At 67.2% G+C, this 16,255-nt stretch carries 10 protein-coding genes; 4 read left to right on the forward strand and 6 right to left on the reverse strand.

What is annotated here, in order from left to right:
• Position 1 precedes the first annotated feature (1 nt).
• From ACF3ND_RS01185 to ACF3ND_RS01200, 4 genes are all read left to right on the forward strand, one after another.
• Positions 2–733, forward strand: coding sequence for a DsbC family protein (locus ACF3ND_RS01185; protein ID WP_394063459.1), 732 nt, complete (start codon positions 2–4; stop codon positions 731–733).
• Positions 734–1,240: 507 nt separating this feature from the next.
• On the forward strand, positions 1,241–2,674 hold the full coding sequence (locus ACF3ND_RS01190; RefSeq protein ID WP_394065756.1) for an EAL domain-containing protein: 1,434 nt from the start codon (positions 1,241–1,243) through the stop codon (positions 2,672–2,674).
• Positions 2,675–2,856: 182 nt separating this feature from the next.
• Positions 2,857–4,389 (forward strand): methyl-accepting chemotaxis protein, encoded by a 1,533-nt coding sequence (locus ACF3ND_RS01195; protein WP_394063461.1) that lies wholly within the window; start codon positions 2,857–2,859, stop codon positions 4,387–4,389.
• Positions 4,390–4,583: 194 nt separating this feature from the next.
• Positions 4,584–6,158, forward strand: a complete 1,575-nt coding sequence (locus ACF3ND_RS01200; RefSeq protein WP_394063463.1) for an alpha/beta hydrolase-fold protein — start codon at positions 4,584–4,586, stop codon at positions 6,156–6,158.
• Positions 6,159–6,844: 686 nt separating this feature from the next.
• Here ACF3ND_RS01200 and ACF3ND_RS01205 read toward each other — a convergent pair.
• The 6 genes from ACF3ND_RS01205 to ACF3ND_RS01230 all read right to left on the reverse strand — a co-directional run bounded on the left by ACF3ND_RS01205 (position 6,845) and on the right by ACF3ND_RS01230 (position 16,240).
• Positions 6,845–7,633: a 2,3-dihydro-2,3-dihydroxybenzoate dehydrogenase gene (locus tag ACF3ND_RS01205; protein ID WP_394063465.1), complete on the reverse strand. Its 789-nt coding sequence runs from the start codon at positions 7,631–7,633 to the stop codon at positions 6,845–6,847.
• Between the two features lie 16 nt (positions 7,634–7,649).
• The gene (locus ACF3ND_RS01210; RefSeq protein ID WP_394063467.1) at positions 7,650–8,288 is read right to left on the reverse strand and encodes an isochorismatase family protein; all 639 of its coding nucleotides are present in this window, start codon (positions 8,286–8,288) and stop codon (positions 7,650–7,652) included.
• 13 nt (positions 8,289–8,301) lie between these two features.
• Positions 8,302–9,507: an isochorismate synthase MenF gene (locus tag ACF3ND_RS01215; RefSeq protein WP_394063469.1), complete on the reverse strand. Its 1,206-nt coding sequence runs from the start codon at positions 9,505–9,507 to the stop codon at positions 8,302–8,304.
• A gap of 60 nt (positions 9,508–9,567) precedes the next feature.
• On the reverse strand, positions 9,568–10,965 hold the full coding sequence (locus tag ACF3ND_RS01220; RefSeq protein WP_394063471.1) for an ATP-binding protein: 1,398 nt from the start codon (positions 10,963–10,965) through the stop codon (positions 9,568–9,570).
• A 97-nt stretch (positions 10,966–11,062) separates the two neighbouring features.
• Positions 11,063–12,313: an enterobactin transporter EntS gene (gene entS, locus ACF3ND_RS01225; RefSeq protein WP_394063473.1), complete on the reverse strand. Its 1,251-nt coding sequence runs from the start codon at positions 12,311–12,313 to the stop codon at positions 11,063–11,065.
• Positions 12,314–12,316: 3 nt separating this feature from the next.
• Complete coding sequence (locus tag ACF3ND_RS01230; RefSeq protein ID WP_394063475.1) at positions 12,317–16,240, reverse strand: amino acid adenylation domain-containing protein; 3,924 nt, start codon at positions 16,238–16,240, stop codon at positions 12,317–12,319.
• Positions 16,241–16,255 lie beyond the last annotated feature (15 nt).

The raw sequence follows: 16,255 nt of genomic DNA on the forward strand, positions 1-16,255 counted from the left end.
CATGTATAAACAAGTTCGAACTGTATTAGCCGTTGCGCTGCTGTCCGCGGCCGGCCTGGTCCAGGCCGCCGGCGCGCCCTCGGCGGCCCGCTACGAGGCCACCCGCAAGGCGTTCGAGTCCGCCTTTCCCGGCGTGCAGGTGGACGCCATCCGCGCCACGCCCTATCCCAATCTGCTGGAAGTACAGGTTGGCGGCACCTTGCTGTACACCGACGAGCAGGCCAGCTTCGTGCTGCAGGGCGCCTTGCTGGACAGCAAGACCCGCGTGGACCTGACCGAGCAGCGCATGCAGGAACTGAACAAGATTTCACTGGATTCCCTGCCGCTGGACAAGGCCATCAAGCTGGTCAAGGGCGACGGCAGCCGCCGCATGGTGGTCTTCGAAGATCCCAATTGCGGCTACTGCAAGCGGCTGCACGCCACCTTGCAGGACATCGACAACGTCACCGTCTACAGCCTGATGTTTCCCATTCTGGGGCCGGACAGCCGGCGCAAGGCGGAAGATATCTGGTGCGCCAAGAATCCCGCCCAGACCTTGACGGCCTGGATGGGCAAGGGCGCTCGGCCCGGGAACGCATCCTGCGATCATCCCCTGGACCAGTTGCTGGCCGTGGGCCGGCAATTGCGCATCCAGGGTACGCCCGCCATCTATTTCGCCGATGGCACGCGCGCCGATGGCTGGCTGCCCGCCGACCAGCTGCAGGCGCGCCTGGAGGCTGCCGCCGCGAAGTAAGCGTTTCCTCTAGCGCATGATGTAGAGCAACCCGCCATATGGCGGGTTTTTTTATGCTTAAATGCTATGAAAACTATAAGTGTTTTTTAGTAGCAATTGTTAAAGCAATTCCGGTCATGCAAACGCATTCTTGTCATGCTATTTGTTTGGTATGGGCATGATTTCCAAGACAAAAGTTTTCAAACGCCACAATTTGACGATTCTTGACTTTTTACTGCGTATTGTTGAAGTGATAATCGGAACTGTTGAAAGAAAAACAGTTGTCCGTCCACAGTTGTGACGAGGGCGGCGCAATAAGTATTTGAATAGTAGGCGCCTATGGAACATGCACACTGCGTGTTGGTTGTTTTGGAGGATGGTGAAAGTCTGCAGTCCTGGCAGGAACAGCTTTCGCTTTTTGGCGCCAAGACAACCGTACTGGGGTCGCTGGACATGGTGGCGGACGCGTGCCGCACCGCGCAGGCAGACCTCCTCCTTTTTCCTGTCGAGATCGGCTATGTCCCTTTGATGGTTGCCAAGCTGCGCAACGACTTCGAGGCTTTGGGCATCGTGGCCATGCACGAGGACCTGTCGGCCAGCCTGCGCGTGCAGTTGCTGCTGACCGGGGCGGATGCCTGCGTGCCGGCCGACGTCGACGTGCCCGAGCTCATGGCCTGGTGCCATGCCGTGCGTCGCCGGCTGCTGCACGTGCCGGCGGGCGAGCCGGCCGGCGCGGCCCCCGATGGCCAGGGCCAGCCCGAAGCCGAGGAATGGGTCCTGCGCGACAAGGGGTGGACGCTGGTCTCGCCCCAGGGCGTCAGCCTTGAGCTGACGCACAGCGAGCGCCAGTTGATGGACGCCTTCGTGCGCCATGCGGACGCCCGCTTCAGCCGCGAGGATCTGATGCGCGACAAGGGCATTGCGGCCGGCGACAGCCGCGCCGTGGATTCGCTGATCAGCCGGTTGCGCCGCAAGGCTTCGCAGGCCGGGGTGGCGCTGCCCATCAAATCCGTGCATGGCTGGGGCTATACCTTCACCGGCAGGCTGGTCGCGCATCTGGAGCCGCATGAGCAGGAAGTCATGGAATTCCAGCCGTTTCGCGAGGAGCCCGTGCTGGAGCACGCCATTCCCGCCGAGCTGCTGCGCGCCGTGGAGTCCCTGGATGTGCTGGATCCGCGCACCACGCAAGCCTTGTCGTTCTGCTATCAGCTGCGCGTGGCGGCCGGCTCGGGCCAGTACAGCGGCGTGGACGCCCAGGTCTTCTGGACCGCGCCCAGCGGCCAGCGCCTGGGCGCCGACCGCCTCCTGCAGCACATCACGGACCTGGACCGCCGCCAGGCCTTGTGCGAATGGATGATGCAGACCTTGATGAGCGACGTGCGCCGCTGGTGGCAGGAGTATTCCCTGCGGGCCAGCCATATCGGCATCAAGCTGCCCGCGGAGATGCTGGAGCATTGCTACAAGCGATTGCCCAGCCTGCTGCGCCAGTTCGAGCTGGACCCGGCCAGCATCGAGCTGGATGTGTTCAGCGACAATATGCTGGGGGACTTCCCCAAGCTGGTGCCGAGCCTGGAGTATCTGCGCGTGAGCGGGGTGCAAGTATGGCTGAGCAGCGCGGACATCGAAAATCACCACTTGAGCCGCCTGCGCGAGTGGCCCATACGCGGCATCAAGCTCGAGCCGCAGGTGATCAAGCGGGCCTGCGCGGAGCCGACCTTCAAGGCCTTGCTGGAGACGGCTTGCCATCTGATCAATGAATTGGGGCTGGAAGTAGTGGTCAAGGGCGTGGACACGCTGGAGCAGCGCGACCTCGCACTGAGCCTGGAACTCAGCCATTACCAGGGCCAGCTTACGTCCGAACTGATGTCCGAGGACGGCTTCCTGCTCACCTTGGCCAGCAGCGAGCCGGCCTTCAGCAGCAATAATGAAAATCCGCGCCGCCTGACCGGAGCCGGACACTGATGGAATTTGGCATCTTCATGTTTGCGACATGTAACATCGGTTAAATATTGGCATTTCACGCCGTTACCCAGTCTGTTCGATGAGTCTTGCTCACAGGCCGGCCGTGTAAACACGACCGGCCTGTGCGTGCGTAGGGGCTTGTTCTTTTCCGTGTGGGGATGGGGTGTGTGATGCGTTTGAGCTTGAAACAGAAATTGTGGTTGCCGCTGGCCTTGAGCCTGCTGGCCATGTTGTCGGTCTTTGCTTTCGATAGCTATCAGCTCTATCAGGCACAGTTGCAGGAGCGCAAGACCAATCTGCAGCAGATCGTGCATATTGCGCTGCAGATCGCGCAGGATTACGAGCAGTTGGTGCAGAAAGGCGTCTTGACGCAGGACGTGGCCCAGCGCCAGGCCCTGCAGCGCATCAGCAGCATCCGTTTCGGCCAGGAGGGCTATGTCTCGGTGCTGTCCACCAAGGGGGTGTCCATCATGAATCCCACCCGCCCGGACCTGGACGGCAAGGACATGAGCGACCTGACCGACGCCAATGGAGTGCGGACCTTCGCGGAGCTGGGCCGCATCGGCGAAGGCGGCGGCTCGGGCTACCTGGAATACGTCTGGCCCAAGCTCAGCAACAAGCAGATCGCCGCCAAGCTGGCCTACGGCGTGGGCATGCCCAGTTGGGGCTGGGTGCTGACGTCGGGCGTGTACATCGACGACATCCAGTCCGAGTTCTACGAGCGCCTCTGGCAGTCCGCACTGGTGCTGGCGGTGCTGGTCGCGCTGCTGGCCCTGGTGGCGGGCGTGCTGGCGCGCCAGATCTATCGCGAGCTGGGCGCCGAGCCCACGCTGCTGCGCGATGTCGCGCACGCCATCGCCGACGGCGACCTGCGCGTGTCCCATTCGCTGCGCCACATCCCGGCGGACAGCGTGATGGCCTCCATCGAGCAGATGCGCATCAAGCTGGGCGCGGTCATGCGCACGCTTCAGCACAGCAGCGGCGTGATCGCCGGCGGCGCGGTGCAGCTGTCCAGCGGCAATCTGGAGCTGTCCAGCCGCACCACGCAACAGGCCGCCGCGCTGCAGGAGACGGCCTCCGCCATGGAAGAGATGACGGGCACGGTGCGCATGAGCGAAGACAATGCGGTGCGGGCCGAAGAGGTGTCGACCCAGGTGCAGAAGACGGCCCAGCACGGCGGGCAGATGGTCAGCCAGCTTGTCGATCGCATGGATGCCATCCGCGAGACCAGCCAGAAGGTGGCCGACATCACGAACGTGATAAATTCCATCGCCTTCCAGACCAATATCCTGGCCTTGAACGCTGCCGTGGAGGCGGCGCGCGCCGGCGAGCAGGGGCGTGGTTTCGCCGTGGTGGCCGGCGAGGTGCGCGCCCTGGCGCAGCGCACGACGGCGTCCGCCCAGGAGATCGCGCATCTGGTGGAGGCCTCTTCCAGCAGCACGCGCGAAGGCGTGCTGCTGATGGAGCAGGTGGGCGGGGTCATCGAGGAGATGGTGACGGGCAGCTCCCAGGTCATGACCATCGTGCACGAGATCGCGGCCTCCACGCGCGAGCAGACCATCGGCATCGAGCAGATCAATGTGGCGGTGGGGCAACTGGACTCGGCCACGCAGCAGAATGCCGACATGGTGGACCAGGTGGCCAACACCTCCAGCGAACTGCAGGACCAGGTGCAGGAGCTGAACCGCCTGATCCAGACTTTCCGCCTGGCTTGAGCGCGTGTCAAAACGCGAGCCGCGGCCTGGCAGCCGAGGCCAGGCTGCATCTGTATGGTGATGAAGAAGCTCCGGCCCATTGCACGGGGCTCTTCATCATGCAGTCAGGCAGTATTTCGTTCAATTGATAGTAATTCTCATTATTTTTGATCGTATACTGCCTGTTGGTTCACGGTTTCAGCGGGAGTACGAGTATGTGGCGCACGCGTGCGGTGGCGGCGGTGTTGGCGGCAATGACGGCAGGGACGGCCTGGACGGCGACTCTTCCATCGGCCCAGGGGCAGATCCAGGCGCATGAGCATCACGAACGCATACTCAGCTTGCAGCAGGATGATTTCGTGCAGGGACGCTGGCGGCAGAGCGGTGCGGTCGCGCTGGAGCTGCTCGGGCCGGACGGCAAACGCATCCGCCGCCTTTCCCAGGATGAGGACGACGGCAGCCCATTCGGTTTTGTGGCGCGCTCCGCAGGGGAATATCGTTTGCGGGTGGCCGGGCAGGGCAGCTACGAATGGCAGCTCACGTCCATTTCCGCCCCGCAGGCGCCCGAGCAGGCTGAGCCGATCCAGGGCGAAGTGATCCGGCAATGGGCCTTGCGCTTGCGGGCCGGCGAATCTTCCGATCGTTTCTGGGACTATGTGGAGCGGGTCGGCTCGCCTCTGGTGGAGCGTTACAGCGCCACGCACGATCGCATCACCTTCGTGTGGCGGGGCGCGCGGGACAATGTGCGCATCCATGGCGGCCCGGCTTCCTACAATGACCGCATGCGCCGCCTGGGCGATTCGGACATCTGGTACATCAGCTACGACGTACCGCGCGACGCCCGTTTCAGCTACCGGGTGGCGGCGGACGTGCCCCATGTCCGCCCGGCGGAGCGGCGCGCGGCCCTGCGCGCCACCTTGCAGCGCGATCCCTACAATGCCCGCCTGATCCCCGAGGACAGTGCCGACCTGTTCGAGGGCGGCTCCGTGCTGCGCCTGCCCCAGGCGCCGGCGCCGCAGGTGCAGGCGAGCGCGGCGGACCAGCCGCAGGGCCAGTGGCGTTCGGGCCGCCTGTCCAGCAAGGCGCTGGGCAATGAGCGCGACATCCATATCTATCAGCCCGCCGGCAGCCAGGCGGCGGACCTGCGCCATCTGCTCATCCTGTTCGATGGCCGCGAGTACCGCGAGATCGCCAATGCACCTGTCCTGGTCGATGCGCTGATCGAACAGGGTCGCATTCCGCCGGCCTGGGTGGTGCTGGTCGACAACCCCGGCTCGGCCGCCCGTTCGCGCGAGCTGCCGCCCAATGACGCCTATATCGAATTCCTGCGGATGGAGCTGATGCCCTGGCTGGCCGCCCATGGGGTGGCGGCGGCCGCCGGCGACACCGTGATCGCGGGTTCGAGCTACGGCGGGCTGGCGGCCCTGCATGCCGGCTGGCGCCTGCCGCAGTATTTCGGCAATGTCCTGAGCCTGTCGGGTTCGTACTGGTGGGGGCCGTCCGGCGAGCGCGGGCAGTGGCTGACGCGCCGCATCGCCGACGCGCCGGCCGCGCCGGTCAAGGTCTATATGTCGGCGGGCATTTTCGAAAATTCGGGTTCGGGCCTGGACGTGAGCCTGGTTCAGGCCAACCGCCACCTGTACGACGTGCTGCGCGCACGCGGCTATGACGTGCGCTATGACGAGAGCTCGACCGGCCACGACTACGTGGCCTGGCGCGACGCACTGGCTCTGGGGCTGGAGCATCTGCTCGGCCGGCCTGCTGGAGCGGAGGCGGGGCGGGGTGAGTAAAGTCCAGGCCAGGGTCTGCTGATTGACGGCAGATCGAGCGCTTCAAAGCAGAAGCTTAGGTGGCAGGCTTAGGCCAAGCACTCGTCTTGCGTCAGGCCGAAGGTTTGGGCGCAGCGGGAGAAACTTGGTTTTCTTGAGGGGCGCCGGCTCGGGCCGGCGCCCCTCAAGAAAACAGCACCGTTTTGCTTTGCCCAAACGGCAGTGCGACAGTTTTACCGTGTCGGCAGGCTTATTTAGGGTTGTCGCGATGCGGATTGATCGATCCTGGGATATGGATGTCGTTTGACTGCTGCAGATCGAAGGTGAGGCGTCTATCACTTGCGGGTTTGGGCTAGAAGCAGGGCAGGACAGACGATTTCCTGCAGGCTGGGAAATCCTGGAGGGAAGAATCCCTTTGCTTGAGTGGAGCCCCTACGTTTCGTCTGGGGAATCAGACTTCTTACGATGCAAAGCGCCTGGTTGATGTCATGGACATTGTGAGCCGTTTCAGGCAGGGGCGGGGCAGGCTGGGCTGGCGGCTTGCCCCGCCCCTGCCTGAAACGGCGTCTCCACAAAGTCTATCTTTGCTATCGACCAAGTCCGCGGCACCGATCAGGCAGCAAACACGTTTCAAGAAAGAAAGTCTTTGTGCCAGTCTGCCTAAAGAACGAATGGGGCAGCGGCAGTATGAATCGCCGCGAGTAGGCTTATCCTTGGTCCAGCGTCGCCCCGCCATCCACCCGCAGGTCGGACAGGGTGATGTGGCTGGCGCGGTCCGAGAGCAGGAACAGCACGGCTTCGGCGACTTCTTCGGGGCGGGCGATTTTCCGCAGCGGGATGCCCAGGCGATAGTGCTCGCCCGAGCCGGCAATGACGGTCTCGCGCGAACTGCCCTGTTTCCACATGGCCTGCTGCATGGCCGTGTCCGTGGAGCCGGGCGAGACGATGTTCACGCGTATGCCGTACTCGGCCAGTTCCAGGCCCAGGCAGCGGGTCAGCTGGCTGACCGCGGCCTTGGAGGCCGCGTAGGCGCCCATGGCGATGCGCGGGGTGGCGGCGGAATTGGAGCTGACCGTCACGATGGCGCCCTGGCGGCGTTCCATCATGCCTTTGGCCACGTTGCGGCAGACGTTGAAGACCCCTGTGGCGTTGATGGCGAAGGTGCGGTCCCATTGCTCGTTGCTCAGCTCGGTGATGCGGCCCATCTGCAGCACCCCGGCCACGCAGGCCAGGCGCCGGATGGGGCCCAGCCTCTCCTGGCCCTCGGCCAGGGCCAGGTCCACAGCCTGGGCGTCGCTGACGTCCACCGTGTGGCAGGACAGACGCTCCTTGCGCCCGGCTTCGCCCAGGCGCGCCAGGCCGTCGGCGTCCAGGTCCAGGGCGATCACGCGCGCGCCGCGTTCGAGCAGCAGCCGCGTCACCGCGGCGCCTATGCCGCTGGCCGCGCCGGTGACGGCGATGCATTCGGCGTCGAACTCCAGTGTTGATGTGCTCATGTCGCGGCGGTCTCCATCAGGCTTTCAGGCTGTCCTGGATCTGGGCGCAGGTCAGGCTGACGCCGCAGCGCTGGGAGACGTGGCGCACGGCCATCTCGTGCTCCTCCAGCGAGAAGTCCGCCACGCCGTCTATGGCCAGGAAGGGCTGGATATCCTGCATGAAGGCTTCCAGGGCCGTGCTCATGCAGCCTATGTGTGCGTAGACGCCGGTGATGATGAGCTGGTCGCGGCCCAGCTCGGCCAGCTGCTGGCGCAGGTTGGAGCGCTGGAAGGCGCTGTAGCGCCATTTGGTCAGCATGATATCGTTCTCGCCGGGCGCCAGTTCGGGAATGACGGCCTGCTGCTCATGGAACTGCGGATTGGTCAGGCCCGGCCCCCAGAAATCATTCAGCAGGGCGCGGTCCTGCACGGGCTGCTCGACCGGCTGGGCCGTGTAGAACACGGGAATGCCCAGTTCCCGGCACAGGGCGCGCAAGGCGGCGATGCGCTCGATCAGGGCGGGAATGGGCGCCTGATCCATATCGTATTTGCGCAGGAAATAGGCCTGCATGTCATGGATCAGCAGTGCGGCGCGTTGCGCCTGGGGACGCCAGTCCACGCGGTTGGCCACCGGGGCCTCGGGCAGGGGGTAGCTGGGAAGCGCATGAATGGTCATGGCCGGGTCTCCGTCAGATGGTTATGTCCTGGGCAAGGCCCAGGGAGTGAATCAGGGTCATCAGTTTGTTGCCGGTCTCCTGGCGCTCCAGTTCGGGGCGCGAGCCCTCGACGATGCCGGCGCCGGCGGACAGCGTCAGGCGCTGCCGCTCGTAGTGGGCGCAGCGTATGGCCACGGCCCATTCGCCGTTGCCTTCATGGTCGCTCCAGCCTATGGCGCCGGCGAAGAAGCCGCGCTCGAAGGACTCCGCGGCTTCGATGGCCTGCATGGCCGGCAGCGTGGGGTAGCCGCACACGGCCGGGGTGGGGTGCATGGCCAGGGCCAGTTCCAGCGAACTGGTGCCCGGGTCGCGCAGGCGGCCGCTGATCCGGGTGGACAGGTGCCAGAGATTGGCCGTGCTGGTCAGGCTGGGGCCTTCGGGCACCTCCAGCTCGTCGCAGAATCGCGACAGGATGCGCACCACTTCGTCGATGACGTAGGCGTGCTCGCGCAGATCCTTGCCCGATGCCATCAGGCGCTCGGCGCTGGCCTGGTCGCGCTGCGGGTCGGCATGGCGCGGCGCGGTGCCGGCCAGCGGGTTGACGGTGACACGCTCGCCGTGGCGGCGCACCAGCAGTTCGGGGCTGGCGCCGAAGAAGGTGGCGGGATCGCCGGCGTCGCCGCCCGGCAAGGGCATGGCGTAGGTGTAGCCGGCGGGATTGCCGTGCAGCATGTTGCGCAAGACGGTCAGGCGGTCCAGCGGCTGCTCCAGCGTCACGGACACGGTGCGCGCCATGACGGTTTTCTGGATGCCCTGCGCCCGCATCACTTCCAGGATGCGGGCGACGCTGTCTTCGTAGCCGGGACCGTCGGGCTGCAGGCGTTGCGCGGCCACGGTGTTGGCCGAGCGCGCCAGCGGCGGACGCTGCACGGGACGCAGCAGCACCGGGTCGCGGCGATATTGGGCCGGCACGCGCAGGTAGGCCTGGCGGGCCGGATTGAAAGGGATGGCTCCCAGCAGCAGGGGAGCGGCCAGGCCGCGCCGGCCCGCCTGCTCCAGCAGGTCCCGCGATTGCGCGAGCAACTCTCCCTGGGCGTTGGTCGTGTGCAGTTCCAGCGCCGTGCCCTGCGCCATCAGGCTGACGGTGGGCGAGGCGAACACGGTGCTGCCGGCCTGGTAGTGCTGCAGCCATTGCTCGATGGTGCAGGCTCGGACTTCATCACTGATTCGGCTGTTCATGGGAGCCCCTTTCGGTTCAATCGACTGGCCGGTCGGGCCCCCGCGGGGGCCGTTGCGGGCTTACTTCAGGTGGATGCGGGTGATGCGGTCGGCGGTCGGGTCGTCCTTGCCCTTGGCTTTGTTGACCAGGTAGGCATTGCCCAGGCCGTCCAGCGAGACGTGATTGGGGAAGCTGCCGCCGTCCAGGTTGGCCACGATCTCGCCCTTGCCGTTGACGGCCGTGACGGTGCCCGCGCCGCGCGAGGCCACGTAGGCCAGTTCGGTCTTGGGGTCATAGGCCACGTTCAGCGCGCCGGCGCCCACCAGAACCTGGTGCAGCACCTTGCCGTCCTTGGCGTCGACGATCAGCAGGTTGTCGCTGCCCTGGGAGGCCACGTAGACCTGCTCGTTCTTGCTGTCCACGGCCACGCCGGCGGCGCCGCGCGCGCCGGGCAGGGCGTGGACGGTCTGGGCGTTGCCGTTCTTCAGGTCGACGATGATCAGCTCATTGGTGCTGGCGCTGACGGTATAGAGGCGGCCGTGCTCGCTGTCCAGGGCCAGGCTCATGGGGCTCAGCTCCTTGCGGGTCCTGGACTTGAGCTCGATGGGCTCCAGGGCGGCGAGCTTCTTGGTGTCGAACACCGAGATCAGCTTGGAGCCGGGCGAAGACACATAGGCGCGCTGGGCCTTTTCGTCGATGGCCACGTCGCGGGCATGGCTGGCGGCGCCGTCCTCGAACTGCTTGACCAGCTTCAGGTCCTTCTGGCTGTAGACGGACACGGTGTTGCTGCGGGTGTTGGTGACCCACACGTTGCCGTGGGCGTCGTCCACGCCCACGCCGTAGACGGCCTGCACCTGGCCGTCGTCACGGCCTTTCTGGGCGGCGGGCGTCACGCGGGCTTCGATGGCCAGCGTCTGGGGATTGACCTTGAGCAGCTGGGACTCCTTGACGGGTGGGCGGCCCACGGCGGAGGTCACGAACAGCGCCTTGCTCCTGGGGCTGTAGGCGCTCTGGTACAGGCCGGGGACCAGATGCTGCGATTGCAGCTCGAACTTGTCCTGGCCGCTCAGCTCGATCTTGGGCGAGACCTTCAGCTCGAACACGGCGGCGGCCGAGGGCTTGCTGACCTGCACGACCACGGGGTGCAGGCCGGTCGCGGCTTGGGCCGGAATGGCGACTTTGGCGCTGATGTTGCCGTCCTTGTCGGCGACCAGGGCGTCCTGGGTCAGGGCGTTGCCGTTCTGCAGCAGGATGACTTCCTGGCCGGGCGTGAAGCCGCGGCCCGCCAGTTGAGCGTCGGAGCCCGGGTAGACCACGCCGGCGGCGTTGACCATGCCGCGGAAGTCCGGGTCGGGCTGATCGAACGACGGCGCGGCAAAGGCGTTGGCCAGCGACAGCGACAGGACGGCGGCGCTCAGGCCGGCCTTGCGCAGCAGGCTGGCAGGAGTATGACGAATGCAATTGAAATTGATTTGCATCTATTTATCCTAAAAAAAAGTTCGGGCGTCGGGACGTCCCGGCCGGGACGTCCTGCTACAGGTGTACAGCAAGGCAAAACGGAACGGATGAAGAAACTCAGGCATGGGGCGGCGCATCCTGTTGACGGACCGCGCGCAGGCCCCGATTCAGGGCGCCGAAGCCGGCGGCCATGGCGGCGCAGGCCAGTCCGCCCACGGTCACGGCCAGCGCGGGCTGCAGCAGGCGGGACAGGTAGCCCATCTGCACGTTGCCCAGGGCCTGGCCCAGTGAATACTGCGTCATCCACAGGCTGGAGACCCGGCCCAGCAGATAGTCGGGCGTGTGCTTCTGGACCAGCGCCATGCGCAGGATCTTGGAAATCGTGTCGGCGGCGCCCATTACGGCCAGGCAGGCCAGGGCCCAGGCCAGCGAGGCATGCAGCGCCAGCGCGGCCACGGCCAGGCCCCAGATGAGCACGGCCGCCACGATGGCCGCGCCGGGGCGGGCCACCTGTCGGCACCAGCCGCTGGACAGGGCCGCCAGCGTCGCGCCCACGGCGGGAGCCGCATACAGGTAGCCGGTGGCTTGCGCGCCCATGCCCAGGATGGCGTCGCCCCATTCGGGCAGCAGGGCCAGGGGCGTGGCCAGGATCAGCGCGGCCAGGTCGATCAGCAGCAGGGCGCGCAGCAGCGGATTGCCCGCCACGAAGCGCAGGCCGTCCTGCAGCGACTGCAAGGCCTTCTGCGGCGGGCGGTTGCCGGTCTGCGGAGGCAGGGAAGGCAGGGCGCGCAACAGCAGGGGAGTGACGACGACGCCGCACAGCACGATGACATAGCAGAAGATCAGCCCGGGACCGGAGATCAGCAGGCCGGCCAGGGCCGGGCCTATGATGCCGCCCAGCTGCATGGCCAGGCCCGACAAGGCGGCGGCCGCGGCCAGCTTGTCGCGGCCCACCAGCGCGGGGGTGGCGGCCATCATGGCCGGCACGCTGATGCCGCCGGCCGCGCCGCCGATGGCGGCCGCCAGGTAGATCAGCCAGACGCCGGGCTGGGGCAGCAGCGTGTTCACCAGGAACAGCACCACGCTGATGATGTAGACGCTGCGCGACCAGACCATCAGGCTGCGCCTGTCCATGCGGTCCGAGAGCACGCCGCCGATGATGAGCGCGATCACCATGGGCGTGGCCATGGACACGTTCAGGAAGGCCACGGCCACGCTGGACTGGGTCAGATCGTAGAGCTGGATGCTGGCCGCCACCATCAGCATGCCGGTGACCAGCACGGTGGCGGCGCGCGCGAAGTAGGCGTAGCGGAACGCGCGGCTCTCGCGCAGCGGGGAAATGTCCAGGAGGAAACGGCTTACAGACATGGATCAGGCATCACATACAGGTTGGGCCGCGGCCTGTTCGGCGCGGACCATGGCCGACTCCATCAGCGGGGCCATGACGGCCACGGCTTCGGGGCCGGTCAGGTGGGCGTGCAGCGAGGCGATGTCATGGCTCTCGAGCTGCGCGACGTAGGGCCGCCACAGGTCCGGGTGCAGGTTGGTGCCCGCATGGTCCAGGGCGGCGCGAAAGTACAGCACCGGGCCGTCGTAGGCCTGGTGGCGGTGGCGGCGCACCAGCCGGTTGTTGTTCTCCACGACCTGGAACACGCTGTCCAGGCGGGCGTCGGGCAATTCCGCCAGGGGATGGCCGCTGCGCTTGAGAAAGCCGATCACGCCTTCGCGCGTCAGCGCCACGTCCGGCAGGCTGTCCGGGTCGTGGCCGGCGATATGCAGCAGCGCCTTGTAGATGGCGTTGGGTTCGGGTTCGGGCTGGCCGCGCCAGGCGTCGCTCGGGTAGGCGTCCAGCAGGGCCAGCAGACCCACGCCGTGCCCGCGGCGCCGCAGCTCCACGGCCATGGCCTGGGCGATGATGCCGCCCACCGACCAGCCGGCCAGATGATAGGGGCCTTGCGGCTGGGCCTGTTCGAGACGGTCCGCGTAGGCCTGCGCCATGGCTTCCAGGCTGGCGTCCAGGCCCAGGGCCTCGTCCGACAGCACGCCGGCCTGCAGGCCGTAGATGGCGCGTCCCGGCGGCAGGCGGCGCGCCAGCGCGCCGTAGCACCAGGACAAGCCGCCGGCCGGATGGATCACGAACAGGGCGGGCTGTTCGTCCTGCGCCGGGCGCAGCGTGATGAGCGGGCCGAAGCCGTCGCCCGCGGCCGCGCCGGCCTGGTCCAGGTGGCGCGCCAGCCGGGCGATGGTCGGATACTCGAAAATCGTGCCCAGGGAAATATCCTGGCCGCGCTGCTCGCGCAGGATCAGGGCCAGCTTGGCGGCCAGCAGGGAGTGGCCGCCCAGGGCGAAGAAGTCGTCGTCGGCATAGAAGGCTTCATTGCTTTCCAGGACGACGGCAAAAGCGGCGGCGATCTGCTGCTCCGTGGCGCCGCTCAGCGGCCGGCCCGCAGGCCGGGCCTGCAGCGCGGGCGCCGGCAGGGCCTTGCGGTCCAGCTTGCCATTGGCGGTGACGGGCAGCTCGGGCAGGACGACCCAGGCGGCCGGGATCATGTAGGCGGGCAGGTGCTCGCCGACAAAGGCGGCCAGTGCGGCCTCGTCGGCGCCGCTGCGCGGCTGCGGCACCCAGTAGGCCACGATGGCCATCTGGCCGGGCGTGTCCTCGCGGGCGATCACGGCCACATGGGCCACGTCCGGGTGGCGGGCCAGCACGGCTTCGATCTCGCCCAGTTCGATGCGCTGGCCGCGCAGCTTGATCTGGTGATCCGAACGTCCCAGGAAGACCACGGCGCCGTCCTCGCGCCAGCGGGCCACGTCGCCCGTGGCGTACATGCGGTCGCCATGCAGGGCGAAGGGATCGGGCACGAAGCGTTCGGCCGTCAGGTCGGGGCGGCCCCAGTAGCCCTGCGCCAGCTGGCGACCGGCCAGATACAGGTGGCCGGCCACGCCGGGCGGCACGGGCCGCAACTGTTCGTCCAGGATGTACAGGGCCGTGTTCCAGACCGGGAAGCCGATGGGGATGGGTTGGGAGCGGTCCTGGCGCGAGGCCGGCCACCAGGAGACGTCCACGGCGGCTTCGGTGGGGCCGTAGAGATTGTGCAGCTCGGCGTGCAGGGTGGCGTGGAAGCGGTCGCGGGTGGCGGCCGGCAGTTCTTCGCCGCTGCAGAACACCAGGCGCGGCGCCAGGCCGCGGGCGGCCGGCTCGTCCAGGAAGGCGGCCAGCATGGAGGGCACGAAGTGCAGCACGGTGATGCCGCGCTCGCGCATCAGGCGGGCGATATGGGCGGGATCCTTGTGGGCCTCGGGCGGCGCGACCACCAGGGTGGCGCCGCTCAGGAAAGGCAGGAAGAATTCCCAGACGGACACGTCGAACGTGGCCGGCGTCTTCTGCAGGATGCGTTCGCCCGGACCTATGCCGTAGTGGGTCTTCATCCACAGCAGCCGGTTGACGATGGCGTCGTGGTTGATCAGCACGCCCTTGGGCGCGCCGGTGGAGCCCGAGGTGTAGATGATGTAGGCCGGGTGATGCGAGCCCGCCGGGGTCCAGGCGTCGGCGTCGGTGTCGTCCTGCGGGCGCGGCGTGAGCACGGGAGCCTGCAGGGCGCAGCCGGGCTGAGCCAGCAACAGGCGCGGCCGGGCGGCCTGCAGAATGGTGTTCAGGCGGTCCTGGGGTTGCTGCAGGTCCAGCGGCAGGTAGCCGGCGCCGGCGCGATGGATCGCCAGCAGGGACAGCACCAGTTCCAGCGAGCGCGGCAGGGCCACGGCCACGATGTCGCCGGTCTGCACGCCCGCCTGGCGCAACTGGGCGGCCAGGTTGGCGCTCTGGCGATCGATCTGGGCGTAACTGAGCACCTGGCCGTCGAACTCCAGGCCGGGCTGATCGGGGCGCAGGCGCAGCTGTTCTTCGATCAGGGCCCAGAGCGTGGTCTCGGGCACGGGGTGCGCGGTCTGGTTGACCTCTTCGATCCAGTGGCGATGCTCGGCGTCGGTCAGCGTGGGCACGGCAGCCAGCGTGTCGGCCTGCAGGGCGCGGATCAGGAACTGTTCCAGGCGCCGCAGATGGGTCTGGATCTGGTCCTGGGTGTAAAGGCGCGGATTGGCTTCCACTTCCAGGCGCATGCCGCCCGCGTCGGGCTGGGCGCGGAAAGTGAAGTTCAGGTCTTCCACGGGGCCGGCGCACAGCACGGTCTGGCTGGCGTCCAGGCCGGCCTGTTCATAGGGCGCGTCGAAGGGGAGCACGTTGATGATGGGGCCGTGCAGTCGGCGCATGCCGCCCAGCAGGCCCAGGTCGCGGCGCAACTGCTCGCTGCGGTAGCGGCCGTGGCGGCGCGCCTGGCGCAGGGCCTTGGCGACCTGTATCAGGTATTGCTCCAGCGGCAGGGATTCGTCGATCCGCAGGCGCAGCGGCGCCACGTTCATGACGGTGGCTACGATGCGGGCGCTGACATTGCCCAGGCGGCCCATCCAGGGCACGCCCACGATGCATTCGTCCTGGCGGGTGTGGCGGCGCACGTAGGCGGCCGTCAGGGCGGTCAGGATGTCGGGCCAGCTGATGTCGCTGCGCCGGGACAGCTCCTGCAGCCTCCCGGTCAGCGCGGGGTCGACGGCGGCGCGCGCCAGCAGGAAGCGGTGGTCGCTGAGCGCCTGGGATTCGGCCAGGCTCTGGGCCGGCTCGGCCGGGCCCAGGGCGTCCAGCCAGAATTGGCGGTCCTTGGCGCGGCGTTCGGAGTTCCGGTAGGCCTGGTCGTCGTCCTGCAGCAGGGCGAAGGGCAGCAGGGGCTCGCCCTGGTCGGGGCGCCCCTGCAGCAAGGCCTTGTAGAGCTTGACCACGCGGGTCTCGATCAGGGCCATGCCGTAGCCGTCGGCGGCCAGGTGGTGTATGCGCTGATACCACAGGTAGCGGCTGGGGCCGAGCACGAAGAGGATGTGGCGGGCCAGCGGCGCGCTGGCGGGGTCCAGCGGGGTATGCAGATCGGCCAGCAGGATGCGCCGGGCCTGCTCATGCCCGTCCGGCGCCTGGGACAGGTCCATGATCTCCAGCCGGATGCGCGCCGCCTCGCAGACGTACTGGCGAGGCCCTTCGGCCGTGTCCGCCATCCGCAGCGCCAGGGCGTCGGCCTCGGCCAGCGTGGCGTTGACGGCCTGGGCGAACAGGGCGATGTCCAGGGGGCTGCGGATCTCCGTGCAGTGGCCGGTATTGAAGACCGGGTTGAGCGGATCCAGGCGTTGGGCGTACCACAGCCCTTCCTGGGCTTCGGTCAGGGGGCGCAGCGGGAGATTGGAAACAGGGTCAGACATCGCGGAACGGGTGCA

Source organism: Alcaligenes sp. WGS1538, from assembly GCF_043187505.1.
Lineage (GTDB): Bacteria > Pseudomonadota > Gammaproteobacteria > Burkholderiales > Burkholderiaceae_B > Alcaligenes.

What these genes read in the sequence shown, in the direction of transcription:
- ACF3ND_RS01185 (WP_394063459.1), top strand. Translation starts at nt 2, where the DNA reads ATGTATAAACAAGTTCGAACTGTATTAGCCGTTGCGCTGCTGTCCGCG.
- ACF3ND_RS01190 (WP_394065756.1), top strand. Translation starts at nt 1,241, where the DNA reads ATGGTTGCCAAGCTGCGCAACGACTTCGAGGCTTTGGGCATCGTGGCC.
- ACF3ND_RS01200 (WP_394063463.1), top strand. Translation starts at nt 4,584, where the DNA reads ATGTGGCGCACGCGTGCGGTGGCGGCGGTGTTGGCGGCAATGACGGCA.
- ACF3ND_RS01205 (WP_394063465.1), bottom strand. Translation starts at nt 7,633, where the DNA reads ATGAGCACATCAACACTGGAGTTCGACGCCGAATGCATCGCCGTCACC.
- ACF3ND_RS01210 (WP_394063467.1), bottom strand. Translation starts at nt 8,288, where the DNA reads ATGACCATTCATGCGCTTCCCAGCTACCCCCTGCCCGAGGCCCCGGTG.
- ACF3ND_RS01215 (WP_394063469.1), bottom strand. Translation starts at nt 9,507, where the DNA reads ATGAACAGCCGAATCAGTGATGAAGTCCGAGCCTGCACCATCGAGCAA.
- ACF3ND_RS01220 (WP_394063471.1), bottom strand. Translation starts at nt 10,965, where the DNA reads ATGCAAATCAATTTCAATTGCATTCGTCATACTCCTGCCAGCCTGCTG.
- entS (WP_394063473.1), bottom strand. Translation starts at nt 12,313, where the DNA reads ATGTCTGTAAGCCGTTTCCTCCTGGACATTTCCCCGCTGCGCGAGAGC.
- ACF3ND_RS01230 (WP_394063475.1), bottom strand. Translation starts at nt 16,240, where the DNA reads ATGTCTGACCCTGTTTCCAATCTCCCGCTGCGCCCCCTGACCGAAGCC.